Source organism: Succinatimonas hippei YIT 12066, from assembly GCF_000188195.1.
GTDB classification, from domain to species: domain Bacteria; phylum Pseudomonadota; class Gammaproteobacteria; order Enterobacterales; family Succinivibrionaceae; genus Succinatimonas; species Succinatimonas hippei.
The window spans coordinates 37,639-62,373 of sequence record NZ_GL830973.1 but is presented as its reverse complement, the minus strand read 5'-3'; the positions used below and the strand labels follow the sequence as shown (position 1 = coordinate 62,373).

Annotated in this window: 21 protein-coding genes, 1 tRNA gene and 1 pseudogene; 15 read left to right on the top strand and 8 right to left on the bottom strand. The window is 35.6% G+C overall.

All coding sequences use genetic code 11. The annotated features are described in order from the left end of the window. Nucleotides 1-95: 95 nt before the first annotated feature. Nucleotides 96-569, bottom strand: coding sequence for a hypothetical protein (locus HMPREF9444_RS03680; RefSeq protein WP_009143015.1), 474 nt, complete (start codon nucleotides 567-569; stop codon nucleotides 96-98). A 274-nt stretch (nucleotides 570-843) separates the two neighbouring features. Here HMPREF9444_RS03680 and HMPREF9444_RS03675 point away from each other — a divergent pair, with 274 nt between their 5' ends. Beyond that, entirely contained in the window at nucleotides 844-1,647 is an 804-nt protein-coding gene (locus HMPREF9444_RS03675; protein ID WP_009143014.1) for a 4Fe-4S-binding domain protein, read from the top strand. Nucleotides 1,648-1,693: 46 nt separating this feature from the next. Here HMPREF9444_RS03675 and glpQ read toward each other — a convergent pair whose 3' ends face one another. The 4 genes from glpQ to HMPREF9444_RS03655 form a co-directional block, all read right to left on the bottom strand. Beyond that, nucleotides 1,694-2,746, bottom strand: coding sequence for a glycerophosphodiester phosphodiesterase (gene glpQ / locus HMPREF9444_RS03670; protein ID WP_009143013.1), 1,053 nt, complete (start codon nucleotides 2,744-2,746; stop codon nucleotides 1,694-1,696). Nucleotides 2,747-3,156: 410 nt separating this feature from the next. Beyond that, entirely contained in the window at nucleotides 3,157-4,362 is a 1,206-nt protein-coding gene (locus HMPREF9444_RS03665) for a restriction endonuclease subunit S (RefSeq protein ID WP_009143011.1), read from the bottom strand. Continuing rightward, on the bottom strand, nucleotides 4,355-5,992 hold the full coding sequence (locus HMPREF9444_RS03660) for an HsdM family class I SAM-dependent methyltransferase (RefSeq protein WP_009143010.1): 1,638 nt from the start codon (nucleotides 5,990-5,992) through the stop codon (nucleotides 4,355-4,357). Before HMPREF9444_RS03660 ends, HMPREF9444_RS03665 begins: the two co-directional genes overlap by 8 nt. Nucleotides 5,993-5,994: 2 nt before the next feature. Next, entirely contained in the window at nucleotides 5,995-9,222 is a 3,228-nt protein-coding gene (locus tag HMPREF9444_RS03655; protein ID WP_009143009.1) for a DEAD/DEAH box helicase family protein, read from the bottom strand. A gap of 705 nt (nucleotides 9,223-9,927) precedes the next feature. On the opposite strand from HMPREF9444_RS03655, the gene HMPREF9444_RS11050 reads away from it, so the two are divergent. The 4 genes and pseudogenes from HMPREF9444_RS11050 (at nucleotide 9,928) to HMPREF9444_RS03645 (ending at nucleotide 11,491) form a co-directional block, all read left to right on the top strand. Continuing rightward, entirely contained in the window at nucleotides 9,928-10,299 is a 372-nt protein-coding gene (locus tag HMPREF9444_RS11050) for a virulence RhuM family protein (protein ID WP_222859200.1), read from the top strand. A 23-nt stretch (nucleotides 10,300-10,322) separates the two neighbouring features. Then, nucleotides 10,323-10,771: pseudogene (gene rhuM, locus HMPREF9444_RS11365) on the top strand (RhuM family protein). Further along, complete coding sequence (gene rhuM / locus HMPREF9444_RS11400; RefSeq protein ID WP_198002747.1) at nucleotides 10,725-10,841, top strand: RhuM family protein; 117 nt, start codon at nucleotides 10,725-10,727, stop codon at nucleotides 10,839-10,841. The pseudogene rhuM (HMPREF9444_RS11365) and the gene rhuM (HMPREF9444_RS11400) overlap by 47 nt, the downstream one beginning before the upstream one ends. Nucleotides 10,842-11,047: 206 nt before the next feature. Then, entirely contained in the window at nucleotides 11,048-11,491 is a 444-nt protein-coding gene (locus tag HMPREF9444_RS03645; protein ID WP_009143004.1) for a type II toxin-antitoxin system HicB family antitoxin, read from the top strand. Between the two features lie 184 nt (nucleotides 11,492-11,675). Here the strand turns inward: HMPREF9444_RS03645 and HMPREF9444_RS03640 are convergent. Further along, nucleotides 11,676-11,752, bottom strand: a tRNA-Val gene (locus HMPREF9444_RS03640). A gap of 216 nt (nucleotides 11,753-11,968) precedes the next feature. Between HMPREF9444_RS03640 and HMPREF9444_RS03635 the strand changes: the two genes are divergently transcribed. The 3 genes from HMPREF9444_RS03635 to HMPREF9444_RS03625 all read left to right on the top strand — a co-directional run bounded on the left by HMPREF9444_RS03635 (nucleotide 11,969) and on the right by HMPREF9444_RS03625 (nucleotide 15,456). Further along, nucleotides 11,969-13,087, top strand: coding sequence for a metallophosphoesterase (locus HMPREF9444_RS03635; RefSeq protein WP_009143003.1), 1,119 nt, complete (start codon nucleotides 11,969-11,971; stop codon nucleotides 13,085-13,087). Between the two features lie 258 nt (nucleotides 13,088-13,345). After that, on the top strand, nucleotides 13,346-14,857 hold the full coding sequence (locus HMPREF9444_RS03630; protein ID WP_009143002.1) for an anthranilate synthase component 1: 1,512 nt from the start codon (nucleotides 13,346-13,348) through the stop codon (nucleotides 14,855-14,857). Between the two features lie 2 nt (nucleotides 14,858-14,859). Then, nucleotides 14,860-15,456 (top strand): aminodeoxychorismate/anthranilate synthase component II, encoded by a 597-nt coding sequence (locus HMPREF9444_RS03625; RefSeq protein WP_009143001.1) that lies wholly within the window; start codon nucleotides 14,860-14,862, stop codon nucleotides 15,454-15,456. 15 nt (nucleotides 15,457-15,471) lie between these two features. Here the strand turns inward: HMPREF9444_RS03625 and HMPREF9444_RS03620 are convergent, their stop codons facing one another. Further along, a complete protein-coding gene (locus HMPREF9444_RS03620) occupies nucleotides 15,472-16,842 on the bottom strand; it encodes an L-serine ammonia-lyase (protein ID WP_009143000.1) in 1,371 nt (456 codons plus the stop codon). Between the two features lie 224 nt (nucleotides 16,843-17,066). Between HMPREF9444_RS03620 and HMPREF9444_RS03615 the strand changes: the two genes are divergently transcribed. Then, a complete protein-coding gene (locus HMPREF9444_RS03615) occupies nucleotides 17,067-17,807 on the top strand; it encodes a hypothetical protein (protein WP_009142999.1) in 741 nt (246 codons plus the stop codon). A gap of 219 nt (nucleotides 17,808-18,026) precedes the next feature. Here the strand turns inward: HMPREF9444_RS03615 and HMPREF9444_RS11320 are convergent, their stop codons facing one another. Continuing rightward, nucleotides 18,027-18,161, bottom strand: coding sequence for a hypothetical protein (locus HMPREF9444_RS11320; RefSeq protein WP_009142998.1), 135 nt, complete (start codon nucleotides 18,159-18,161; stop codon nucleotides 18,027-18,029). Between HMPREF9444_RS11320 and HMPREF9444_RS11395 the strand changes: the two genes are divergently transcribed. The 6 genes from HMPREF9444_RS11395 to HMPREF9444_RS03590 all read left to right on the top strand — a co-directional run bounded on the left by HMPREF9444_RS11395 (nucleotide 18,133) and on the right by HMPREF9444_RS03590 (nucleotide 24,535). Further along, entirely contained in the window at nucleotides 18,133-18,252 is a 120-nt protein-coding gene (locus HMPREF9444_RS11395; RefSeq protein ID WP_083801114.1) for an MGMT family protein, read from the top strand. The two genes, HMPREF9444_RS11320 and HMPREF9444_RS11395, sit on opposite strands and share 29 nt — an antisense overlap. 412 nt (nucleotides 18,253-18,664) lie before the next feature. After that, nucleotides 18,665-19,681 (top strand): anthranilate phosphoribosyltransferase, encoded by a 1,017-nt coding sequence (trpD, locus tag HMPREF9444_RS03610; RefSeq protein WP_009142996.1) that lies wholly within the window; start codon nucleotides 18,665-18,667, stop codon nucleotides 19,679-19,681. Nucleotide 19,682: 1 nt separating this feature from the next. Beyond that, nucleotides 19,683-21,143, top strand: a complete 1,461-nt coding sequence (trpCF, locus tag HMPREF9444_RS03605) for a bifunctional indole-3-glycerol-phosphate synthase TrpC/phosphoribosylanthranilate isomerase TrpF (RefSeq protein WP_009142995.1) — start codon at nucleotides 19,683-19,685, stop codon at nucleotides 21,141-21,143. A gap of 3 nt (nucleotides 21,144-21,146) precedes the next feature. Beyond that, a complete protein-coding gene (trpB, locus tag HMPREF9444_RS03600; RefSeq protein ID WP_009142994.1) occupies nucleotides 21,147-22,388 on the top strand; it encodes a tryptophan synthase subunit beta in 1,242 nt (413 codons plus the stop codon). A 10-nt stretch (nucleotides 22,389-22,398) separates the two neighbouring features. Beyond that, complete coding sequence (trpA, locus tag HMPREF9444_RS03595) at nucleotides 22,399-23,214, top strand: tryptophan synthase subunit alpha (RefSeq protein WP_009142993.1); 816 nt, start codon at nucleotides 22,399-22,401, stop codon at nucleotides 23,212-23,214. Between the two features lie 322 nt (nucleotides 23,215-23,536). Continuing rightward, the gene (locus HMPREF9444_RS03590; protein WP_009142992.1) at nucleotides 23,537-24,535 is read left to right on the top strand and encodes a 2-hydroxyacid dehydrogenase; all 999 of its coding nucleotides are present in this window, start codon (nucleotides 23,537-23,539) and stop codon (nucleotides 24,533-24,535) included. Nucleotides 24,536-24,735: the final 200 nt, after the last annotated feature.

The following is a 24,735-nucleotide window of genomic DNA, read 5'->3' as shown; positions in this document are numbered from 1 at the left end:
TTGTGAACTCCATCAGTTTGATCGTTTTGCCATAGAGTAATTCATAAAAAACAAGATCTTTTTTTGAAATCTCTTTGAGAAAGAATCTTCTGAAATTAATCTTTAATTTTATCTAATGTTTCGACCAAAGCATGAGAATCAAGAGTCTCACTATAAGTTTTGATTGCGCTTAAAATATTTTTTGCAATATCATCGGTAAGTTTTAAACCATTAAGCAAAGCCAATGTTTCCATAGCATCACGTTCACTGATAATCTTGTTTACACCGGCTTTAATAAGTTGAACAGCAAGACGACTTGCCCTAGAGTGCTGCTGATTTAAAGCATCTTCAGATAACGGATTGGTTTTTCTTTCTTTTAAAGATAAAAGTTTTTCTTTGACTTTGGCGTCCGTAACGTCGGAGTCATAACCAAGACGTGCTCTTACAAGGCCTTCTATTGAACCGTATTGATTTAAAATAAAATTATAAGAAAACTTACTTTTATAACCTAAAAGCTCGGTAAGCTCGGAAATACTGGTAAATTCAATTCCGAAAGCTGAAATGCTTTTGCGTTTTCTATTAGCAGCCATAGACGCACACCATAGTAATAAAATGTTTTATATATTTTTATATCGAATATTATACAGAGTAAAATAGTAAAAAAAGCATTTAATTTTGCTATACATTATCATCTTTGCCATTTTATTTAATAATCATACCTACAAAAGATATTTTTTAGATATGTTATTTAATAAAAATTAAATATTTAGGCATAAATCCACGGTTATCAACCACAAAAGAAACATGCGTATAAAAATTTAGTTCTTTGTTTAAAATACGCTTGTGCACTATAAGAGGTGGAAAATGCAAATTAACAAAGTTATTGTTGCTTATATGTCTCCTACGGGCGGAGTAAAAAAAGTTGCAAGAGCTATTGCTGAAGGCTTTGAACAGCAAATAGATAATGTTTCAACAATTAATTTTATTACTCCCCGTTTTCGTGCTTTACAAACATCATTAACTGCCGATACTTTGTTTATTTTCTGTTTCCCTGTTTATTTCGGAAGAATGCCTCAATGCATTTATGACTGGAAAAGCCTTAAAGGAAACGGAGCCCCTGCATTTATCGTCAATGTTTACGGTAACAGACTTTGTGAGGACGCTCCACGCGAGGCGTCAGATTTCCTGACCGCACACGATTTTAAAGTAATCGGCTATTCTGAAAGCGTAGCGGAACACTCTCAAGAAAGAAAATTAGCTCACGGTCGTCCAGATGCTCAAGACATTGCTGATTTAAAAACCATGGCTGCAGACGTTTATCACAAAGCTTGTGCATACGAAGGTGATATTACTTTTGATTTTCATAATGACACCCCCTATAAACCATATGGGCTAGTTCCTTTCGTTCCTATGAAATTAACTGATGAAGATTGTGCCAATTGTAAAGTCTGCATCAAAATCTGTCCGATGGGAATTATTGATCCTGATACCTGCAGTGTTTTGGATGAAAATAAAGAAAAATGCATGGGATGTCGCGCCTGCATCGCAGTGTGCAAAAAGAAGATCCGCGGTATTCCGCCGCAAGCATTAGAAAAGATTGCGCAAAAGATGAGTGTTGTTATGGCAAATAACAGCGAAAGAAAACCTAACCGGTATTTTCTTGTCTAATAATAAAGCCCCTGCTCTTTTAATCTAAGTTTAGGGGCTTGATTTCCTATTTTTCTTTGGACTCTACGAATTTAACGCCCAAGTCGGGGAAGTCGGTAAAGACTCCGTCGGCATCTGCTTTATATAAAACGGCATCATAAAGCTCGTCAACATTTACAACATAGTCAGGCAAACGGTCCTTTCTGATAGTGTACGGATGTACTATCATGCCGTTGTTATGTGCATTTCTTACAAAATCGTTGACTACGATATGCCCTTTGCTACTTTTCTCCACATCAAACAGCAGATTATAATCAGGTCCCATGCCGTCGGCATATTGTGCAATTTCCGCCATATTTGCCGGATCAATTAAATATTTATAATCAAAAGATTCCCATTTTCCGTCTTTTAACTCATAAGTTTCGGTAGGATTGGTAGTAATTAAAATAACGGTGCGCAAATCTATGCCCATCTGCGGCATCAATTGTGTTTTTACATATTTAAGATCCGGATAGTCAAAAGTTTGGAAAATGCAGTTTGAGTCTTTAGTTGTGTACCCGTATTTTTTCAAAACTTCTAATGTGGCTTTTGAAATATCTTTTCCTTCTTGTTTATGGAACCATGGGGCTTTGGTTTCAACATAAATTCCGACATTTTTGCCCATAGTTTTATTCAGGCCTTGAATAAACTCGATTTCTTCTTCAAGAGTATGAATTTTAAAAGCAGATTGCATTAAAGGAAAACGTCCTTTATATCCTGCAACCATTTTGCCGTCTTTGATTTCAAAACCTTCGGTAAAATTGAGGCTTTTAATCTCAGCTAAAGTAAAATCAATTACATAATAACGTCCGTCTTTACGGGCTCTGTCAGGGAACTTGGCTGCAACATCACTTACTCTGTCAAGAAAATGATCGTGAACTACAACCAAATGATCATCTTTGGTCATAGCAAGATCCTGCTCCAAATAATCAACCCCCATTGCATAAGCAAGAGCCTTTGCTTCCAGAGTGTGCTCCGGCAGATAAGCACTTGCCCCGCGATGTGCGACTATTGTTTTTGCATTTGCCATAGTAACTGCGGAAAGTCCTAAAAATATTATTGCTGCAGTAGATTTTAACATAACGAGATCCTCAATAATTTACGTTAAAATCAATATAAAAGCACTATGTAAAAGGCATATTTTACCTTAGTAAAATTTTAAAAATAAATTATAGAATCTCTTAATGGTATGTAAACTATTCTTTAAAATCAAAGCTACAGATCCTTCAAATATCATTAAATTACTCGCCATATAGAAACTTGTTTTAATGATCACCTTTTGGCATAGCAAGCTCCTGTTTTAGGAAGTCAACACCCATTGCATAGGATAAAGTCTTGTCCTCAAGCGTTTGTTCCAACAGATAAGAACTTGCGCCACGATGTGCAATAATTGTTTTTGCATTTACTATAGTAACAATGGAATAACCAAAAATTAAAGTCATCTTTAGTATGAAAGTGTTTTAATCTTACTAAGCTTTATTTTTTTATACTTCATTTAATAATTACTTGTCCATTCATTAATAATGGGAGCAAAAATGATTTTAATGAATTAAGATTTTTTATTAACAGTTTCTGTAATTTGATTTGAGCATATATTTCATCAAATTTTCTTGACAAGAATTTACAATCGTTTGGTAAAGCAATAACCATATTCTCGATATATTTTCTATTTGCATGTGGAACTGTAGAACCGGTATTAGCCTTTTTATATATTTTTTTTAGCGAATTTAAAATCAAATATATATATGAATTTGAAATGTCCTCCCTCTTTGACTTCAACATTGAAAAAGTTGAACCAAGGACACCGTCAATTCCAACATAAACATCTCCACTAGCTGCACCATCCATTACCATTATTGTTTCTGAGTTACAATAAGGCATTAAAGCTGGTAAACAATATAGAGGAGTACCTCCATTTGCAACATCTATAGTTATATATTGTTCTAATGATGGTTCTTTTTGTTCTAATAATTTTTGTGGGATCTTTCCTTTAATGAAAGAAAAGATATTGCATAATTTAATACATCTCCACCCTTCAGGAATTTCTCTTTTCAATTCTTCATTCCAAACCATTTTACCTCCTGAAGATTTATAAGGCTTGCCTTCTTCATTCGGAAAATCAAACTGAACAAACCAATAGTCATAGATGGTCTTAGCAAGTGTTTCAAGTATTTCTATCTGCTTTTTGTTGTTTTGGATTTTTAAATCCAATTTATAAAGTAAATCTGATATTTTTAATTGTTCACTTACGTCAGGAATAAAAACAATTAGCTCTTTTAAACGTGCTCCTGAAAGACTTCCTCTTATGCCTGTTGCATTTGATAAAGAGCGAATTCTTGAGTAACTATTTTTTAAGTAATAATAAAGAAAAAGAGAATCTACTTTTTTCGCATCTGTTTCCAAAGCAATAAGTGATTGATTTATACACGCGCCAATCTTTAAGTAACTTACTTGACCTCTTGTTTTTCCTTCCCCTGCAGTTGCAATAATAACTGTATTTTTTGAAACATACTTTGTAGAAGTTTCTTTTAATGCTAAATTTGAAATATAATTATCTGTTTCATAAATAAAATCTTTACCAGATTCACTAGATGACAGCCAAGGAATATTTCCTCCCCAATATTTTGGTTCTTTAGTTGAGGGGGTTCCACCACTATATATTTTGGTGCAAATATCTTTAAGTTTGTACTTATTCATACTTCAATCTCTTCAAAGCAGTCTTAATATTTGCTTCTAACTCTTTACCTTCTGCAAAGAGGGTGTCTAAAGTTTCTGTGTATTCTTTAATTTTTTGATTGAATTCTTCTTCTGTAATATCTATATGTTCAATCTTCACTTCAAAATACTGACCAGCAGAGAAGCTATAGTTATTGGATTTGATATCATCGAGGGATGGTAATACTGATAATTCATCAACAGCTTTAGCATCATGGAAAGTTGATACAATCTTTTCAATATCGACATTTTTAAGAACAGTTTTCTTGTTCTTACCATCCTTAATTTCATCTCCAAGCTTACTTGCATCAATAAATATAGGATTGTTTACTCCTGCTTTATCAATGAATACGACACTTACGTTAGTTCCGGTATTAGCAAAGATATTGCTTGGCATAGAGACAACGCCTTTTAAGAATTTATTATCTACAAGATATTGCCTAATTTTTAAAGGAATTCCGGATTGAGCGGTTAAAAAACCTGTGGGAACGACAATAGCTCCGCGGCCAGCGTCTCTTATTGAAGCAATTACATGTTGGAAGAAGCACAAATAAATTTCCATAGATTCTTTTTTCTTATTCGGAATCTTAGGAACTCCAGCAAAAAATCTCTTAAACGGATCATTTGTTTTTAGCTGATTCTGATAATCAGAAAAATCAAGTTTAAATGGTGGATTTGAAACCACAAAGTCAAACTGCTTTAGCTTACCGTTTTCATCTTTATGAAAAGGATGAGTCATGGTATTGCCTTTGATGACATGTGTTAATGATTCTGCCATTCCATTTAAAATTAGATTTAACATCAGCATGGTGGATGACTTTTCACTGATATCCTGAGTATATACAGCGCATTTTCTCTCACCTATTGCATGAGCTAACGCAATCAATAATGTGCCGGTTCCTGCAGCCGGATCGTATATCTTCATGCTGCGGTAGTCTTTTCCGTCATCTACAAGTAACCTTGCCATGATGTTTGCAACAGAATGAGGAGTGTAGTACTCGGCATAAGTACCGCCGCCGTTTGAGTTATAGTCTTTTAGCAAATATTCAAAAATGGTTGAAAAGAAGTCATAACCGGCATCAAAAATTGTTTCAAAAGAAAAAGATGAAATGTCATCAATTAAAGACTTACAGAAAGCATTTTTCTTAGTGGCGCCGCCTGATATAAGATCTGAAATAGGATGAATGATAGGAACGCGCGAATCATCTTCATTTACAATGTAGAACACTTCCTGATTTAAGGATGCAATACCTTCCATTGTAGAATCCAGAATTTTTGCAAAGTTATCATCATTTCTTCTTTGAGATACGAAAGGGATCAGATGTTCACGATTTAAAATAACAGTATCTTCCATTAAATCGCAAAGCTCTTCATATTCATCATCAGACATTGCCGATAAAGAATCATAAATATCCTTGCCATCTTCAACAAGTTCAGGCATTTCTTTTTTCGCAGAGTATATGAACTTGTCATTTAAAAATTTGTAAAGGAATATCTGAACAATAACCACGTATTCATTACCGGAATTTCCAAGGCCATTAACACTGGTCGTGCTCTTTAAACGGTCAATCAGATCTTTTGTCTGCTGCTGAATTGATAAAGTTTCTTCCATTTTTATACTCTTTCGTAAACAGAATTTTTGTATTCTTTTTCAATTAAATTTGTTACGTAGCTTCTTAACTCAGAATCAGTGTTTATCTCTTCCTGTCTAAAACGTCTTGTAACATTACTTTTAATTTTTTTGGTAAAAATACCTTCAACAGTAATAATGTCATCATTATCAAGACAGAAGTCATCAACGTCTTCCTTAATATTTAAAAGGATTGTGTCTATTTTTTGCTGATTCTTTGTAAAAGCAAACCAAGACGCTTTTGAATCATGTGCTCTTTCAAGATTTTGAGCTTTTTCTTTCATTCTCTTTTCAATACGCACGTATTTTTTATCTCCTTTGTATTTGGCTGCAAGAATATTGTCTTCTTCATTTTTACGCCTGATTTTATTAAGGATATCGTTGATAACCTTAACTCTATCGTGCATATTGAGTTTATGCCTTGTTTCAGGATCATTTAAATTAGCCATACCATGCTTTGCAACTTCATCTAAAAAAGCCTGTCGCAATGATATGTATTCAGGATCTTGAGGATCCGCACTGGATAATAACTGAGAACGGGCATATTCTACGGACTGTTTATACTGTTCTGCAAGCTCAAGTAACTGAGGTTCACCATTTTTTTCAAAATTAAAGGTTAAATCCTCAAGTGCAATATTAAGCATTTCCCTTGCAGAGCCTGCCTCTTCACCATGCTTCATGTAATTAACACTGGCAATACGAAGTTTGGTGGCTTTTATAAAGCTCTTGATCTCAGCAAAATTACATTTTTCTTCAAATAAATTTCTGATCTCATCTACATCAGAGCCTTGGGTTAAAAGCATATTATGAACTGACAAGATAACATTCAGAGCATTGTTTAGCTTATTTAACAAGACAGTATCATCTATCATGTTTAGCTGTTTTGAATAGCTTGTTGCACTCTGTAAGTTATATGGTTCTAAAGCCTCTACCGCCTGCGCAATCTGTTCTTGCGCTTCATCTTCAGTTACAAACAGTTTATTGCTATTATCTAGAAATTCTTTACCATTCTGATCTTCAAGTTCATGTTGGTATTGACCATTTGTCTTTTCATATTCTTCTTCAATATCAGCAAAATCTACAACATAACCGTACTTTTGATCTTTGTACGGTCTGTTAACTCTTGTTAAGGTCTGCAATAGATTATGAGCACGCACATTTCTGTTTAGATACAGCTTTTTAAGTCTTGGAGCATCAAAACCGGTTTGCAGCATTTGGTATACAATTAAAAAATCAACAAGACCTTCTTTATAAAGTTCAATCCATGCTTTTCTAGTGTCTTTTCCATCAACATCACAAAGAATCAACGCAGCTCGATAACGACCTTTCTCCGGCAAACATTTCTTTGCCTCAATAACCTCAGGCCCTACGCTTTCGATAAATTTTTCACCATCTTCAAAGGTTGTTTCAACTTCATCGCGATCAGTATATTTTTCTAAAAAGATCTGATACATGGTCTTTGCCTGCTCTTTACTATTGCAAACAATCATTCCACCTAAAGACTGATCTTCTTGAGCTGCTCTGAATTTTTTTAAATCCTCTACAATATAATCAAGCAAAGGCTCTACATAGTTTTTATGTGCATAAATATCTTTTATCTTTACAAATCTAGGATTAATTTGAAAATCAGCGATGGTCTTCTTCATCACTCCGCTGAAGTTCGAATCAATTTTTTCTCGAAGCAATCTTAACGTATAACCGTCAGAAATAGATTCATTGTAATAGTAGGTATGAATGTAGTCTCCAAATATATCTTTTGTGTTGATGTCACGCTGAATGATAGGCGTTCCTGTAAGTGCAATCATTACAGCGTTTTCATCACTGGAAATAAGATTTTTAAGGAAAGAACCTTTAGGGTTATAGTTACGATGCGCTTCGTCAATAAAGTAAATTCTTTTTACTTGCAGATTGTAGGCAGATTTAGACAACACTCGTGAATCATCAGAAAATTTCTGAATATTGACCACTGTTATTTCAAGTTTCCCTTCTTGATTTTGTGTGGCAAACGGACTAGATATGATTTTCTTAAAATCATCCTTATCCTGCACTGGTACAACTTTAAGTCCTCGGGCTGTGAATTCCATTTGAGCTTGATCCATTAAATCAAGTCTATCTACAATAAAGAAAAACTGAGGAATAACTCCTTGCTTGTGGTAATAATCGGTAAGGTACTTTACATTGTAATAAGCAAGAGCTGTCTTGCCGCTTCCCTGAGTATGCCAAATAATTCCTTTCTGACCGCCTTTATCCAGCATTTTCTCAATTGCTTTGGTTGCAAACAACTGAGGATAACGCATGATATGTTTCTGATTTCCAAAACTGTAATCAGCATAGGCAATACCGTATTTTAAAAGAAAATGGAATCTGTCAAAAGAAAACAGACTTTTACACATTCTTTTTGTCGGTGTTTTAGCGTTTTTACAGTTTTCCTTATACTCAGAAAGATTGATGTACTGAGGAACATTGTTGTCCTTTAACATCAGCTCCTCAGATATTTTTAAAACTTCATGAGGATAAAGTTTTATTGGAAATGAATCCTGATTATCTTCTCTAAAGGTCGAGTATTTTGTATCACGTTTGCCGATAGTTGCGTAATAAGCTCCTTGCTCAGGCGGCCTGTTCTCTTCAGCGTACTCCATGTCATTGCTAAAGACCATAATTTGGGTAATATTTAAATATCTCCTGAATGCGCTGGTCTTAAAACGAACTTTCATTCTTTCTGTTTCAGCTTGAATGCCTTTAGAGTTATTTTCTTTTTTAACTTCAATAAAAGCTAAAGGTAAGCCATTTATAAAGAGTGTGATATCAGGTCTAAAATTATCTGAATCCTTATTTCCGCATGTTAGTTCTGTTGCAAGCTGAAACGTATTGTTAACTCTAAAATTTTCCGGACTTGATAGATCAATAACTCTTTCATCTGGATTTAACAGAATCTCGTTATAGAACTGTTTTCCTAGATCTTTATTATTTAAAGATGTCTGGATCTTGCTTAACAGACTGTCAAAGTCAGGTTCGCTTTTGGTTGGATTTAATTTGAGATAGGCTTTCTTTAATCGTTCAACAAGAATATTTGTTAACGGATCTATAAGGGTTTTCTCAAGAGTTGCGCCTTTATAAGATACGCCTTTAAATGAAATGTATTCATACCCCATTTCCATGAGATACTTGATAGTAGGAAACTTTACTCTGCTGTCTTCGTTGAAAACAACCATAAATATCTCCTGTAATTATGCTAATTAAATCTGTTTTTCTTGAGTTTGCCTCAAGGCAAGATCTTTAATATCTAAATTTTTTATAAAGAAATTTATACTAATATTTATCACTCTGCAAATGTAAGACTCTTATCACAGCATCGAGATTACACTGAGTGACGGCTCTTACAATACCTGCATATATACAACCTGTCAGAAAATCAGTTGTAGTAAATAAAATGGGATTAAAAATAAATCCGTTCTCTAATATAGAGTATCAGTAAATTTCATGATTGTGTTTTAGCATGGGAATAATCAGAAGCGCAAATTGATTATTATCAGCACAGATGTAAAGAAGTGAAAGATCTCTTTATGCAAAAGAAAATCCTGCCTGACAAATAGCTCTGATAAGAAGCAATCTTTTCTTTACGCCAATTTCCTTACAAATAAGACTGCAGAGATCCTATCCTTAATAACAACTAGCCTACTCCTTGATATCTTCGCTTATAACATTGTCATCAAAAAAGCAGACATCTGCCTTATTGTTTAGGACAACATCATATATGCCAATATTGCCTATCAGACTTATGATCATCGCAAGTACCTCAAGGATACTTTAGCCTTGCTTAAATCGCACGGTAGCGATCTGTTTAAAGAAATCTGAAGATGATTTTACCGAGACTGTAAATTTTAAAATCCGGAATTACAGAAAAGGAAGTGTTAATTTTGATAGTTCTCTGTGCTGGAGCTCAATCGCATTTTGGTGCTAAAAATCATTGTTATTTTTTAATGGTTTTTGTTAATAAATTTATTAACAAGTATAAAAATTATACTATGATTTATATCATAAAAGAAGTTAAGATTGATATTATGAATGAAAAATTTCAGTTTTTAATATATAACTCTGCTGATGAAAAATTTTCGATTAATTCAGTAATTAAAGATGAAAGTATCTGGTTAATGCAAAAATCAATGGCAGAGTTATTCGATGTGGATGTCCCTGCGATATCTAAACATTTATCTAACATATACTCTGAAGGTGAATTACAAAAAGATGCAACTATTTCCAAAATGGAAATAGTTCAGAACGTCAAGTAAAGAGAGAACAAAATTTCTATAATTTGGATGCAATTATTTCTGTAGGTTACCGTATTAATTCACGTAGAGCCACACAATTTCGAATCTGGGCAACCGGCATTTTGAAAGAATACATGATTAAAGGTTTTGCTATGGATGATGAGCGGCTCAAACAAGGTAAAACCGCTCTCGGTAAAGATTACTTCAGAGAGTTACTGGAACGGGTTCGCTCAATTCGTGCCAGTGAACGACATATCTGGCAACAGATTACCGACATTTATGCAGAATGCAGTATTGATTATGATAGAACTCACCTACCACGCGTGAGTTTTATGCCATGATACAAAATCGTTTTCATTACGCCATTACTGGACAAACAGCAGCTCAAATTATCTACACGAAAGCTGATCATAGTAAAGAAAACATGGGGCTGACAACATGGAAGAATGCTCCTGACGAACGTCATTTTAAAATCAGATGTACTAATAGCTAAGAACTATTTGAATGAAAAACAAATCAGACACTTAGAGCGAACTGTAACCGGGTATTTTGGATTTGATTGAACGTGAAAACACTTTTACGATGAAGGAATTTGCCGCCAGTATCAACGCGTTTCTTGAGTTTCGCAAGTATGATATTTTGCAAGATAAAGGAAAAAGCATTAGCTGAATATACAGAATTCAACAAAACTCAGAAGATCACCTCTGACTTTGATAAAGAGGTAAACCGCATGTTGAAAGCTAATAATTAGTTTTAAATTGCGGTTTTTATGTTATTACAAGACTACATCGCCTATCCTGCTATCTTTACACAAGATAAAAACGGGATTTATGACGTTATCATTAAATATAAAAACGGAGAATGGCATACTTGCGGCAAAAATTATGATGAAGCCTATAAAATGGCTCAAGATCTAATCACAGATATGGCTTTTTTCCAATATTCAGATGTTTTGGAAATGCCGCAAAGTGCCAATATTAATAAAAATGAAACACCGATATACATCGGCTTTGATAATGCCTTAAAAATTATGTTGCGTAATGCTATGGTGCAATCCAAAACCAAACAGATAGTATTGGCTAAACGCCTTAAAATTTCGCCTCCGGCTTTAGCTCAACATATGAAATTCGGAAAAGCTTCAAAACTTGAAATATTAGCAAAAGCTTTTGAAGAGTTAGGATGTCCATTACAAATTTCTTGTATTGCAAGATAGTTTATATAAGAAGACTCTAATCTCTGCAATAATTCTTGTCTGAAATATTTTTCTATATTAGGTGTTTTTGGCTATTGATATATTGTCGAACAATATATTTCGGAACAACCATGTATGGTAAAACGGAATAAGAACGCTGCTAGAAAACTTTAAATTTCAAGAAGATAACAACTTACATTGCAGATGGTGCTCCATGTTGAACTCGAATCAACGACCCCCACCGTGTGAAGATGGTGCTCTAACCAACTGAGCTAATGGAGCATTGAGGTGCAAATATTATTACACTAATTTTTTATTTTGCAATATAAAAAGGCAATTCTTTTTAGGAATAAGACGATGGCATCTGAATTGTAATTCATTATCGCATCAATATTACTTTAAAGCATATGAAAATATACTGTTTAGATATTTTACTCATGGCATTGATTCAATTATCATACAGAACATTGACAATGATTAAAAAGAAAACAAACAAAAATGAGTGTCCTTTATATTCAATCTTTTGTACTAATTGCTTATGCAATTTGCTCCCTGCTTATTCCGTTAAAAATTTCCTCTAAAGGCAAATTTTTCGTTCTGCTTGCTATTCTTGTATGCGGCTTGAAGTATGTTATATACGGATTGACCGGCGGAATTTTAGAACCAAAGTTGCCTCCCTATGCCGTTGTTGTTCTTGAATCACTGTTTGCATCTTTGCTGTTATGCGTGGTAATGCTGATTGCAAAAGACATTATTTCTTTAATTCTCTTTGTCTTACGTAAAGCCGATATCCTGTCATGGCGTATTCCTCAAAACAAAGTTGCTGTTGCAGTAAGTTTTATTGCTCTTTCCTTTGGTTTTTACGGAACATTTACTCAATTTGTTACCCCTAAAGAGCAAGCTGTTGAAGTAAAAATTAAAAACTTACCTCAGGAATTTGACGGATTTAGAATAGTACAGCTTACCGATATTCATGTCGGTCCCATCCTGAAAAAAGATTACGTACAGAGAATCGTTGAAAAAACCAATCATCTACATCCTGATCTTGTAGTTATAACCGGTGATTTCGTTGACGGCAGCGTAGCCAATTTGGCAGGTGAATTTGAACCGTTAACTGATTTACATGCAAATTACGGTATCTACGCTGTAACAGGAAATCATGAATATTATTCCGGTGCTGCCCAGTGGATTGCCGCTTTGTCACAGCTTAACATCAAATTTTTAAACAACGAAAATGATATCATAACAAAAGGCGAAGCAAAGCTTGCCATAGCAGGGATCCCTGATCCTCGTGCGGAAAATTTCGGCTTTGCAAAGCCCGATTATAAAAAAGCTCTATCCGGACTTCCGAATATCCCTGTAATTATGCTGGCTCATGAGCCTGCTGTTGCCAATGAACACCCTAAAGTCGATCTGCTTTTAAGCGGACATACCCACGGCGGTACCATGTTTTTCCTTAAACCGCTTATCGCCGAATTTAACGGCGGATTCGTAAGCGGAAAATATCAGCTGGGAGATCTGACTTTATATGTCAGCAACGGCAGCGGCATTTGGTCAGGATTTTCTTGCAGGGTTGGAGTTGATTCGGAAATAACCGTTTTTACGTTAAAAAAGTAAGTTGAAATAATTGTTTTAATTATTTTTGCCTTAAAAAGATCCATTTTTTTAACTGTATTTACAAATTAAAAAATTTTTCATATTGTATTTATAACGTTTTTACGGAGAATTTTATGTTAAAGCAAATATCACAGCGTTCTTCATGGTGGCTCCTCGCATAACTGCGGGGATGTGATATTTTTTAACAAAAAACCCGCAGATCTGGCGGGTTTATTCATTTTTAAAGCCCGCACATTTTGATATTTACGGAGCTTAAAAATGAAAGAAATTCTGCTTTACGGAAAATACAGCGATAAACCCCATCTTTTTTATCGCAACCATGTGTTAAACACCAATACTTTACTGCTTGAATCGGCAGAAATCGTTGATAAAAGCGGAACTAAAAGCATTATCGGTGCATCATGTGCTCTTAAAATCATATGTAACGATTTGAATGTCACGATTCAAGCGATAAATGACAACGGCAAAGCTCTAATCCTGCCGCTTGCTCAAAAACTTAATACCAAATCGTTTGATGAAACAAAAATAAATCTTTCTTATACGAGACCGCCTAAAAATATTGACGAAGAGACTCGCCTGAAATTCCCTTCTCCCCTTGACGCTCTGCGTGCGGTACAGAACACTTTAAAAGAATTTAAAGACATAACCTTTGCAGGAGTTATCGCTTTTGATTTTATCAATAACTTTGAAGATATAGCCGATGTTCCGCAAGGCCTAAATTCTTGTCCTAATCTGGTTTTTAACCTTTATGACATATCCGTAGTTTTTGATCATATCCATAAAAATGCTGTAGTTCACGGATACGCTTTTAGTGAAAAAAATAAAAACGAATGTCTGATTAAAGCTTATAAGTTAAAGGAAAATTTGGATGCTTTTAATGCAGAATTAAATTTAAAGCATCCTAAGGTCGATACATTAAACTGCAACGTCAATATAAGCGATAAAGAATTTAGTGACTTGGTTGTCAAAATTAAAAATCACATCATAAAGGGCGATGCATTCCAAGTCGTTCCGTCCAGAGTTTTTTCACTGCCGTGCCGTGATCCGTTTTTAAGCTACGCCTACTTAAAAGAAGATAATCCTTCACCTTATATGTACTTTATCCAAGATGATAAGTTCACTCTAATCGGGGCATCTCCTGAATTTTCCTTACGTTACGATAAAGACAGCAATGAAGTTTCAATATCACCGATCGCCGGTACAAGACCGCGAGGAATTGACGCAAACGATAAAATCGATCCTGACTTAGATGCAAGAATCGAGCTCGAACTTAGAATGGATAAAAAAGAGATTTCCGAACATGTCATGCTGGTTGATTTGGCACGCAACGATTTGGCACGCATAGCAAAACCTGGAACTCGTCGTGTTGAAAATCTACTTCATGTAGACAGATACCAAAGCGTCATGCATCTTGTAAGTGACGTAAAAGCCGAGCTTAAAGAAGATCTGGACGCCCTTCATGCCTATCAGGCATCAATGAACATGGGAACATTATCCGGAGCTCCCAAAATCATGGCACATAAAATCATTTATAAATACGAAGGCGTAAAACGAGGCTCATATGGCGGAGTGGTTGCCCGTCTTGAAACAGGAGGATCATTTGATTCCTGCATTGCAATTCGCAGTGCTTTTATAAAAGACGGTACTGCATATATCCAATCCGGATGCGGTGTTGTATTTGATTCCGATCCTGAAGCAGAAGCAATGGAAACGTTTAACAAAGCCCGTTCGGTTATAAGAGCCGTATCAAAAGCTAATAAGGAGATTTAATCATGCCGGCAAACATTAAAATCATTTTTATCGATAATTTTGATTCCTTTTCTTATAACCTTGTTGACGAGCTGAAAATTTTAGGTGCTGAGGTTATTGTTTATCGCAATGATGCTGATCCTGAATTTATATTAAAAAAAGCGGAGAAATTTAAACAAGATGGCCTTAACGTAATCGGTGTCCTTTCACCGGGACCGTCAAGTCCTAGAGACGCTAACAATTTAATGGCAATAATCGAAAAATTAAAAGGACAGATTCCGCTATTGGGAATTTGTCTGGGGCATCAAGCACTAGGGCTGTCTCTTGGCGGAAAAGTAACCCAAGCGTCATATATTGCTCACGGTAAAGCATCTAAGATCGTTCATGATGGAATGTACTGCTTTAAAGGTTTGCCCAACCCTTTAAGAGCTGCACGCTATCACTCTCTTATCGTTACCGATTTGCCTGAGAACGTAAAAATTATCGCCAGTTATGACAATATGGTAATGGCTCTCTATGAAGAAAAAATGCGTCTTTTAGGATTACAGTTTCATCCTGAATCTATTTTAACCACCTACGGACGCAAAATTTTGCTAAATGCAATAAACCTTTTATGTTAACTTGTGCTTTTGCCTTTAACAGATTGAGTTAAAGGCAATTGCCAATCCGCCAAGTGATGTTTCCTTATATTTTTGATTCATATCTTTGCCGGTTGCATACATGGTGCTTATCACTTGATCAAGGCTTACCCGAGGCTGGCTTAATCGCGACATTGATATACGAGCTGCCGATATTGCCTGCAAAGCACCAAAAGCATTACGCTCAATACAGGGGATCTGAACCAAACCGTCTACAGGATCACAAGTTAATCCCAGGTGATGTTCCATCGATACCTCTGCTGCCGAACAGGCTACCGAAGCTTCTGCTCCTAAGACAGTTGCCATAGCACCTGCTGCCATGGAGCTTGCCGCCCCTATTTCCGCCTGGCAACCGGCTTCAGCTCCGCTTATTGAGGCATTCTTTTTATAAAAAGATCCGATAAGCATCGCGCTTAACAGAAACTCAACGACTTTATCATCATTAAAACCGATTGCATGATTTTTCAGATAAAGCATAACAGCAGGCACCACAGCGCATGCTCCGTTTGTCGGAGCCGTTACAACTTTTGCTCCGGCTGCATTTTCTTCAGCAATGCAAAAAGCATACAAAGAAACGTAATCAATGATGCCTAAAGGATCGGCTGTAATCGTCAGTCTTTGATAGAGTTCTTTACCGCGGCGTTTTAAATGCAATGCTCCTGGTAAATAGTCGCTTTTACAATGTGATCCGTTATAGTAAACCTGCTGCATGGTTTCCCATATTTCAAGACAATAATCCTTTATATATTTTTCATCATGAAACTGTTTTTCAAACTCAAGGGATAATTTTGCCAAATTCCAACCATGCTCTTTACAAAGATTAAGTGCCTGCTCAGTATTGCTTATAGGCATAAAATCTTTTTTATCAATGATAAGCGGATCGGTGTCCTGTTCTTTTTTATAAAAATCAGCTTCTACTTTTATAAATCCGCCGCCTACCGAGTAATAAGTTTCTTCTGCTAAAACATCACCTTTTTCATCTAATGCTTTAATAGTCAGGGCATTTTCATGCAAAGGAAGAAATTCTGATGAGAAAACAAGATCTTCTTTGTAATTAAAATCTATATCCTTTATACCGCATAATTTAATTTTGCGTTCATTTATAACCCTGTCAATTATTTCTTCCTGTAATTTGGCATCAAGATCTTTTGGAGAAATTCCGCATAATCCCCAAATAACGGCCTTATCGGAAAGATGTCCGATTCCGGTTAATGATAAAGAGCCAAAAAGAGTTATCTTTATTTTTGCCGTTTTATCTAAAACATCATGTATTTTTTTACAAAACATATTGCCTGCAAAAAGCGGACCTAAGGTATGCGAAGAAGAAGGACCGATGCCGATTTTAAAAATAGAAAGATTGCTTTGCACGATTTTTTCCTTAATACCAAATTGGCAAAAAGTTTAGCAGAAAATACAAAATTAAGACTCAAATTTCTCTACATAACCGACAAAATCATATATTAATCAACAAAAAACTTGCCCTCGATCATGCCTTTATCATAAGACTTTGGCTTTATAAAAATATACTTGTAAAATTCTATTAGTTGCAAAAATCGCAGCTTTCCTTGGATTTTAATAAAAGGAGATTTTTTATGTTTGATTGGATTGATGAAGGTAAACTTTTTATTTCAAATCCTGATGCAGACGGAAATGAAACCTACTTTTACGTTAAGGAGCTGCGTTTTTATAATAAATCAATAATGATGATTGGAGCAGAGGCTCCAACTCTTGAAGAGCTTTGCGACAATCTTTATGAAGATTACTATGTAGGCGTTCCCTTGCATGAAAATGATGATGACGATTATTTTGAAATCATTGATGAGGACGGCTATATAAACCGCTTTGAAGCAGACAATGAATTGAAGCTTGAGTTTGAAGAAGGAAAAATCTACGGATGCCCCGATTCTGAACTTAGTGAAGAAATGTTCTGCAAAATTTTAAGTATTTCTCCGTTTAGAGGCAAATATGCGGTTATTTATGTAATCGGCCGCTCTTTATCCGAAATAAAATACGCAGAAGATCATCAAGATTATGAAAATGATGTTCTTGAAGATCTTTCCGTTTTGCCTTGGGAGTATCGTGATTACGACGGAGAGATGCTTTATGGAGACTTTCTCTCTTTCTGCCAATATGCACCTGAAGATATTGACTTTGATGATGATTACGAAGATGAAAATGAAGTCAATTACAGCGACTACTATGTAGATGAAAACGATCTTGAACCCCAAGAAGAAGGTCGTGACGCTGAAGACTCAAACAATAACTATGATGAAAAGGGAACTAAACAGGAGAATGAAAACAGAGAAGATCCGAATAGAATCCCTATTCGCTGATTAAAAAATTACCTTGCTCCCAAGCTGACAAAATATCGGCTCTATTAATTGTTGATAATTAACTATTTGTTTTAAGCGGACTATTTTATTTTCATAAAAGTCCGCTTGGTTTTATTTACTTAAACACAGACGTAAAACTTTTTAAACGATTATTAAAAAATATCAGCATTTTGCTCTTCACAAATTAAAGCTTGATGATAATAAATTTAGAAAAAGTGTTTATACAATACTGCTTGAAACCGGTTTCAGTGAGCTAAATACATGCAGACAAACAGTAAGAAGACTTTCATCTGCAGAACAATTAAAGAACATGTAACCGCAAGCAATAGTAGGAGCGGTAATCTGTAAATTCATTTCTATTATCATCCCCATCCATAGAGTTATAGGATTCAGCGGTACACTTAACGGATATTCAAACAAAATACTAAGAAAACAGAACTTTTAAGACATGAAAATGTCTGAATTTGTCTTGTAATTAACTTTAATGCCTGTTTACTTAACAAATTGCACCAAAAACGCCATAGTATTAACCTCTTTATAATCAAAAGGTTATCTGTTTTTTATTTATCCTATAAAAAAATTTATAAAAAATTCTTTCTTTTAATGTTTATTTGTATTACCTTTAAGAAAAACATTTTTGAGGAATTTTTAAATGAAGTTTTTAAATCGTTCAAACAAGTGGTGGCGCCTCGCAATATAGCGGGGTCTTTGTGTTTGAGCAAAAAACTTCATATAAGAACCCGCAGTAAGCGGGTTTTTTTATGGTCTGGAGCCCGCTTGAAACAAGAGGGCAAGACCTAAACCTCGAGCCCTCTTAATAAGATCAGAAATAAAAAAATTTTAAGAGGGATATAAAAATGTTAAATCAGTTTAATAAACTCTATCAAGGCAACTCATTAAGCGAAACTGAAAGTCGTGACGTTTTTGCGGAAATCTTCAAAGGCAGACTTAACGAAGCCCAATTAAGCTCACTTGTTACCGCTCTAAAAATTAAAGGTGAAAATCAAGACGAAATAGCCGGTGCTGCTCTTGCCATGCTTGATGCTGCTGAAAAATTTCCTCGTCCGCAAATTAAAATCGGTGAAATTGTCGGAACCGGCGGCGATTGCCTTAATACCATAAACATTTCAACGTTAAGTGCTATTATCGCTTCCTGCTTAGGGCTTTACATAGCAAAACACGGCAACCGTGCCGTTTCATCTAAAACCGGTGCCTCCGACTTGTTAAAAGCCTTAGGATATAACTTAAATTTATCCCCTGATTTAAGTGCTTCCCTTTTGTTAAAAGAAGGTTTTGCCTTTATGTTTGCGCAAACTTATCATAAAGCAATGAAATTTGCTGCGCCGGTACGTCAAAGCCTTCAAACCAGAACTATTTTCAATCTATTAGGACCGCTGACCAACCCAGCACATCCTGATTACGAACTTTTAGGTGTTTATGATAAAGAACTATTACCATTAATGGCCAAAACTTTATATAAAACCGGAATAAAAAGAGCTTTATGCGTAAACGGCAACGGAATGGATGAAATAGCTCCTTTCGGAATTACTCATTATGCCGAACTTAAAGAAGACGGTACAGTGATTACCGGTTTTATGACCAAAGAAACTTTCGGAATAACCGATGAATATACCCAAGAAGATCTAAAAGGCGGAAGTCCTGAAGATAATGCAACTATTGCATTAAACATTCTTCAAGGTAAAGGAACCGCCGCACAAAATGCAGCCATTGCCGTAAACACATCTGCACTGCTGTATCTTGCTAACCGTGTAAGTTCTTTTAAAGAGGGCTATGATATGGCACTTGCGGCAATTAAATCCGGAATCGGTATTAAGAAGCTTTACAGCTTACGCTCTTATAACGAGGAAAAATAAGATGTTGCAGGCACAAAAATTAAGCGCCGCTGCTCTTAAATACAGCGGTCTTAATATAGAAAGTCTTGATAATACCGTCTTAGCCACGATTATCAACAAAAAGGTAGAAAATATCACTGCAATTAAAGATTATAACCATTCTTTAACCAGTGAATCATTTATTGAGCGCAAACCGCACGAATTTAAGCGCGCCCTCCAAGGTAATAAGCGCCACTTTATTTTAGAGTGTAAAAAATCTTCACCAAGTCTTGGAGATTTTTGTCCCGATTTTAATCTTGAAAAAATCGTATCCTGCTATAACGATCGTGCTGATGAGATATCGGTTCTTACGGAAGAATTTTTCTTTAAAGGATCATTTGAATATTTAAAGCAAGTCCGTAAACTTACTGAAAAACCAATTTTATGCAAAGATTTTATTATTGCCAAAGAGCAGATAGAAATTGCAAAAAAGATCGGAGCCGATGCTGTTCTTTTAATGTTAAGCGTCCTGACCTTTGATAAGTTTTTAGAATTATATAATTTTGCCAAAGAATTAAATCTTGATGTCCTTACCGAAGTGGCTAACGAAGCCGAAGCGAAATTTGCCGTTGAACATCATATAGATATTATCGGAATCAATAACCGTAATTTGCACACTTTAACCATAGACTTAAATAACGCCAAAAAGCTTTACCCCTTATTTCCAAAAGATACTGTTGTAATCAGCGAATCCGGTATTAAAACCCATCGGGATATAGTCAACATGCTGCCTATTAAAAACTTTTTAATAGGATCTGCCCTATGCTCTGAAATAGATATAGAGCTTAAAGCAAATTCACTTCTATACGGCTTTAACAAACTTTGCGGTTTAACGGATAAAGCCGGAATTGAAACGGCAATAAACAATAAATTTTCTCTTGCCGGCTTAATTTTTGCTCCACAATCACCTCGCTGCATCAATTTGGATCGAGCTGCAAAATTGGCTTTAAATCCGATATATAAAAGTAAAATCAACTTTTGTGGAGTATTTAAGGATGCCGATCTCGACACTGTTGTCGAAATTGTTACTAAACTTTGCCTCAAATTTGTGCAATTGCACGGAAAAGAAAGTCCCGAGTATATAAAGACTTTGCACGAAAAATGTCCAAAGCTTACAATCATTAAAGCTTTAGGTATGAGTGAAAGCTTAAACAATGAGGATTATCTGCTGTTTAAGGAATACGTGGCAAAAGCTGATCTTCTTCTTTTAGACAGTAAAAATCCCGGAAGCGGTAAAGAATTTGATAAAAGTCTTATTCCTGATTTTATCAATAAAGATAAAACTATTATTTCAGGCGGAATCGGACCTTCAAATATAGCTTCAATACTTACTCTTAATTTTTGCGGAATCGACTGTAATTCCTGCTTGGAATCGGCACCGGGGAAAAAAGATCCTGAATTAACCCGCAAACTTTTTGACAGAATTAATGAAATCAAGGAGTAACAAATGTCTCGTCTAGATCCTTTTTTCGGTAAATTCGGTGGTATGTACGTACCTGAAGTGTTAATTCCTGCTTTAGATGAACTCGAAGAGGCTTTCGTTACGGCAAGAAAAGATCCTGAATTTATAAATGAGCTAAACAATCTTCTTAAAAATTATGCCGGCCGCCCTACTGCTCTTACTCTTTGTAAAAATTTAACGCGCGGAACTAAAACCAAGCTGTACCTTAAACGCGAAGATTTACTGCACGGCGGAGCTCATAAAACCAATCAGGTCCTAGGGCAGGCGCTTTTGGCCAAAAGAATGGGAAAAACTCGTATTATCGCCGAAACCGGAGCCGGTCAGCACGGTGTCGCAACGGCTTTAATTTGTGCCTTAATGGGCTTTAAGTGCACCATTTATATGGGTGTCGTTGATGCCAAGCGTCAAAAACCCAATGTTTTCAGAATGCGCCTTATGGGAGCTGAAGTAAAAGAAGTAAAATCAGGATCCGGTACTTTAAAAGATGCTTGTAATGAGGCCCTGCGCGATTATGCCGCAAATTTCGAGCATACTCATTACATGATAGGAACCGCTGCAGGTCCGCATCCTTTTCCGACAATAGTTAGAGAATTTCAAAAGATAATCGGCATTGAAACACGCAAGCAAATCCGCGAATTTGAGGGAAGAGATCCTGATGCTGTTTTTGCTTGTGTCGGCGGCGGATCAAATGCTATCGGCATGTTTACAGATTTTCTTGATACGGATGTTCCTCTTTATGGCGTAGAACCGGCCGGTAAAGGACTTGATACCGATTTCCACGGTGCAACTTTAGAAAAAGGATCCGAAGGCATATTTTTCGGAGCTTATTCATATAATCTGCAAAATGAGGACGGACAAATAAATGAATCATACACAGTTTCTGCAGGTCTTGATTTTCCGTCAGTCGGTCCGCAGCATGCTTATTTAAAAGATATCGGCCGCGTAAACTATGTTTCCGTTACGGATGAAGAGGCTCTTGAAGCTTTTTCTCTTTTAAGCCGCCACGAAGGAATTATTCCTGCTCTTGAATCATCTCATGCTTTAGCTTATGCCATTAAAATGATTCGAAAATACCCTGACAAAGAACAGCTTTTTGTCGTAAATCTCTCAGGACGCGGCGATAAAGACATTTTCAGCGTTAATGATATTCTTGAACAAAAAGGCTGTATCGATGAGCACGGCAATATCATCATCGAAAAAATCGCCGGCAACAAAGATTTATTATAAGGAGAGCAAAATGACCGATCGTTTTACAGAGTGCTTTAAACGTTTAAAACAAGCAGATGAAGGGGCTTTTGTTCCTTTTGTAACTTTATGTGATCCTAATTTTGATATCTCCTTTGATATTTTAAAAACCCTGGTTAATGCAGGAGCTGACGGACTGGAGCTGGGCATCCCTTTTTCTGATCCCTGCGCTGACGGCGTTACTATTCAACTTGCGGATAAACGCGCATTATCAAGCGGAGCCTCTCTTGATAAATGCTTTAAGCTTATATCAAAAATCAGAGCAGAGTATAGCAAGCTGCCGATCTCAATTTTATGTTATTCAAATATTGCTATTGTTCGCGGTCTGGAAAAATTCTACCGTGATGCTGCAAATGCAGGAGTTGATGCCGTTCTTCTTGCCGACATCCCGGTCGAAATGGTCAATAAACAGCATAACTTTTTAAAAGCCGCAAATGATGCCGATATTGATTTAATTTTAATAGCTCCGCCTAACGCTTCTGACGCTGTATTAAAGAAAATAGCAGAGCTATCCCAAGGATATACTTACGCATTATCACGCTACGGTATTACAGGAACAGATAATGCTTTAGGAAAACCTAAAGAGATGCTTAGAAAATTAAAAGAAGACAATGCAGCTCCTGCTCTTTTAGGTTTCGGCATTTCGACTCCGGATCATGTTAAGGAAGCTCTGGAGGCCGGAGCCGACGGAGCAATTGCAGGATCAGCAGTTGTCAAAATTATTGAAAATAATCTTCACGATAAAGGCAAAATGCTTTCAGAAATAGAAAGCTATGTCAAAGCAATGAAAGCTGCAACTAAAAAATAATTTTTTAAAAACCGTATTTTTACTTTATGCCTGATTTTTTCAGGCATTTTTTTATTAAATCATCAGATCTATTTTGGTAGATTTTCCAATAAAGAATAAGTTTTTGTAAAAAACAAAATATTTATCTTCTTTTTCTTTTATCTTCCATACAACGTATGTTTTTATCATAATCTTCCATTGATTTAATTATTTTTAAATGCAAACGTTTGCATAAAAATTAATTTATCAAAACGTGATAAACATCATGTTTTTAAATTTAAATATACTTAAAAATTACTAGCAACGAACAAATAGATCTGATGTCTTGAGACAAGGATTCTTTATGAAGATTGTATTTTATGGTGTTCACTCATACGATATTGAGTTTTTTACCAGAGCCAATAAGAATTTTGGATTTGAATGTGTTTTTCAACGTGCACACTTAAATATACACACCACTGCCCTTGCTCAAGGAGCTGAGATCGTATGTCTTTTCGTAAATGACTTTGCCGATAGAAAAGTTATTGAAGAATTTTCCCGTATCGGCGTTAAACTTATAGCTTTGCGCTGCGCCGGTTTTAATAATGTTGATTTAAATGCAGCAGCACAATACGGCATAAAGGTCGTACGCGTCCCGGCTTATTCACCTTATGCAGTAGCTGAACATGCATGTGCCCTTATCCTAACATTAAATCGTAAAATTCATCGCGCCTATCTTCGTACCAAAGACGGAAACTTTTCTTTGCACGGCTTGATGGGATTTGATATGCACGGCAAGACTGCCGGTATCATCGGTACCGGAAAAGTAGCTAAGAAATTAATTAAAATACTTCAGGGATTTGATATTGATGTCTTAGCTTATGACCTATATCCCGATCTGGAGTACGCTAAAAACAACCATTTTCGCTATACTGATTTGAATGAAATTTTTGAAAAATCAGATATTATTTCCTTGCATTGTCCTCTTACTGAAGATACCACCTATATCATCAATGAAAGTTCAATAGCTAAAATGAAACCGGGAGTAATGCTCATTAATACCGGTCGTGGAAAGCTTATTGACTCTGAGGCTCTTATTGAGGGATTAAAACAACATAAGATCGGAGCTGCCGGTCTTGATGTATACGAAGAAGAAGCCAACTACTTCTACGACGACAATTCCGACAATATAATCGATGATGATAAACTGGCAAGGTTATTGTCATTTAATAACGTCGTAATCACTTCACACCAGGCATTCTTTACGCATGAAGCGGTAAGCAATATTGCAGAGCGTACTTTAGAGAACGTTAAGGAATTCATTGAAGGAAAGCCGTTAAGCTGTGAGGTAAAAAATATTTAAGGTTTTTCATGTGCCCTCTGACATCGACATTTGCGATGTCTTCTTTTGACGTAGTCATAGTCATTGCTCCTTAAGTAATTAAGGAGCTTTTTTTTATAAAAATCTATAAAACTATACCGTTTTTATCATTAGAATTTTTGCAATATTTTGCTTTATTAATTCACTTTTTTAGTGCAAATGCGTTATTTTATGGCATAATC

Excerpts from the sequence above, each read along its gene's own strand:
- HMPREF9444_RS03590 (WP_009142992.1), top strand. The coding sequence starts at position 23,537 with ATGAAGATTGTATTTTATGGTGTTCACTCATACGATATTGAGTTTTTT.
- HMPREF9444_RS03660 (WP_009143010.1), bottom strand. The coding sequence starts at position 5,992 with ATGGAAGAAACTTTATCAATTCAGCAGCAGACAAAAGATCTGATTGAC.
- HMPREF9444_RS03675 (WP_009143014.1), top strand. The coding sequence starts at position 844 with ATGCAAATTAACAAAGTTATTGTTGCTTATATGTCTCCTACGGGCGGA.
- HMPREF9444_RS03635 (WP_009143003.1), top strand. The coding sequence starts at position 11,969 with ATGAGTGTCCTTTATATTCAATCTTTTGTACTAATTGCTTATGCAATT.
- trpD (WP_009142996.1), top strand. The coding sequence starts at position 18,665 with ATGTTAAATCAGTTTAATAAACTCTATCAAGGCAACTCATTAAGCGAA.
- HMPREF9444_RS03665 (WP_009143011.1), bottom strand. The coding sequence starts at position 4,362 with ATGAATAAGTACAAACTTAAAGATATTTGCACCAAAATATATAGTGGT.
- HMPREF9444_RS03625 (WP_009143001.1), top strand. The coding sequence starts at position 14,860 with ATGCCGGCAAACATTAAAATCATTTTTATCGATAATTTTGATTCCTTT.
- HMPREF9444_RS03645 (WP_009143004.1), top strand. The coding sequence starts at position 11,048 with ATGTTATTACAAGACTACATCGCCTATCCTGCTATCTTTACACAAGAT.
- HMPREF9444_RS03655 (WP_009143009.1), bottom strand. The coding sequence starts at position 9,222 with ATGGTTGTTTTCAACGAAGACAGCAGAGTAAAGTTTCCTACTATCAAG.
- HMPREF9444_RS03615 (WP_009142999.1), top strand. The coding sequence starts at position 17,067 with ATGTTTGATTGGATTGATGAAGGTAAACTTTTTATTTCAAATCCTGAT.
- rhuM (WP_198002747.1), top strand. The coding sequence starts at position 10,725 with ATGCTCCTGACGAACGTCATTTTAAAATCAGATGTACTAATAGCTAAG.
- glpQ (WP_009143013.1), bottom strand. The coding sequence starts at position 2,746 with ATGTTAAAATCTACTGCAGCAATAATATTTTTAGGACTTTCCGCAGTT.
- trpA (WP_009142993.1), top strand. The coding sequence starts at position 22,399 with ATGACCGATCGTTTTACAGAGTGCTTTAAACGTTTAAAACAAGCAGAT.
- HMPREF9444_RS11320 (WP_009142998.1), bottom strand. The coding sequence starts at position 18,161 with ATGAATTTACAGATTACCGCTCCTACTATTGCTTGCGGTTACATGTTC.
- trpB (WP_009142994.1), top strand. The coding sequence starts at position 21,147 with ATGTCTCGTCTAGATCCTTTTTTCGGTAAATTCGGTGGTATGTACGTA.
- HMPREF9444_RS03630 (WP_009143002.1), top strand. The coding sequence starts at position 13,346 with ATGAAAGAAATTCTGCTTTACGGAAAATACAGCGATAAACCCCATCTT.
- trpCF (WP_009142995.1), top strand. The coding sequence starts at position 19,683 with ATGTTGCAGGCACAAAAATTAAGCGCCGCTGCTCTTAAATACAGCGGT.
- HMPREF9444_RS03680 (WP_009143015.1), bottom strand. The coding sequence starts at position 569 with ATGGCTGCTAATAGAAAACGCAAAAGCATTTCAGCTTTCGGAATTGAA.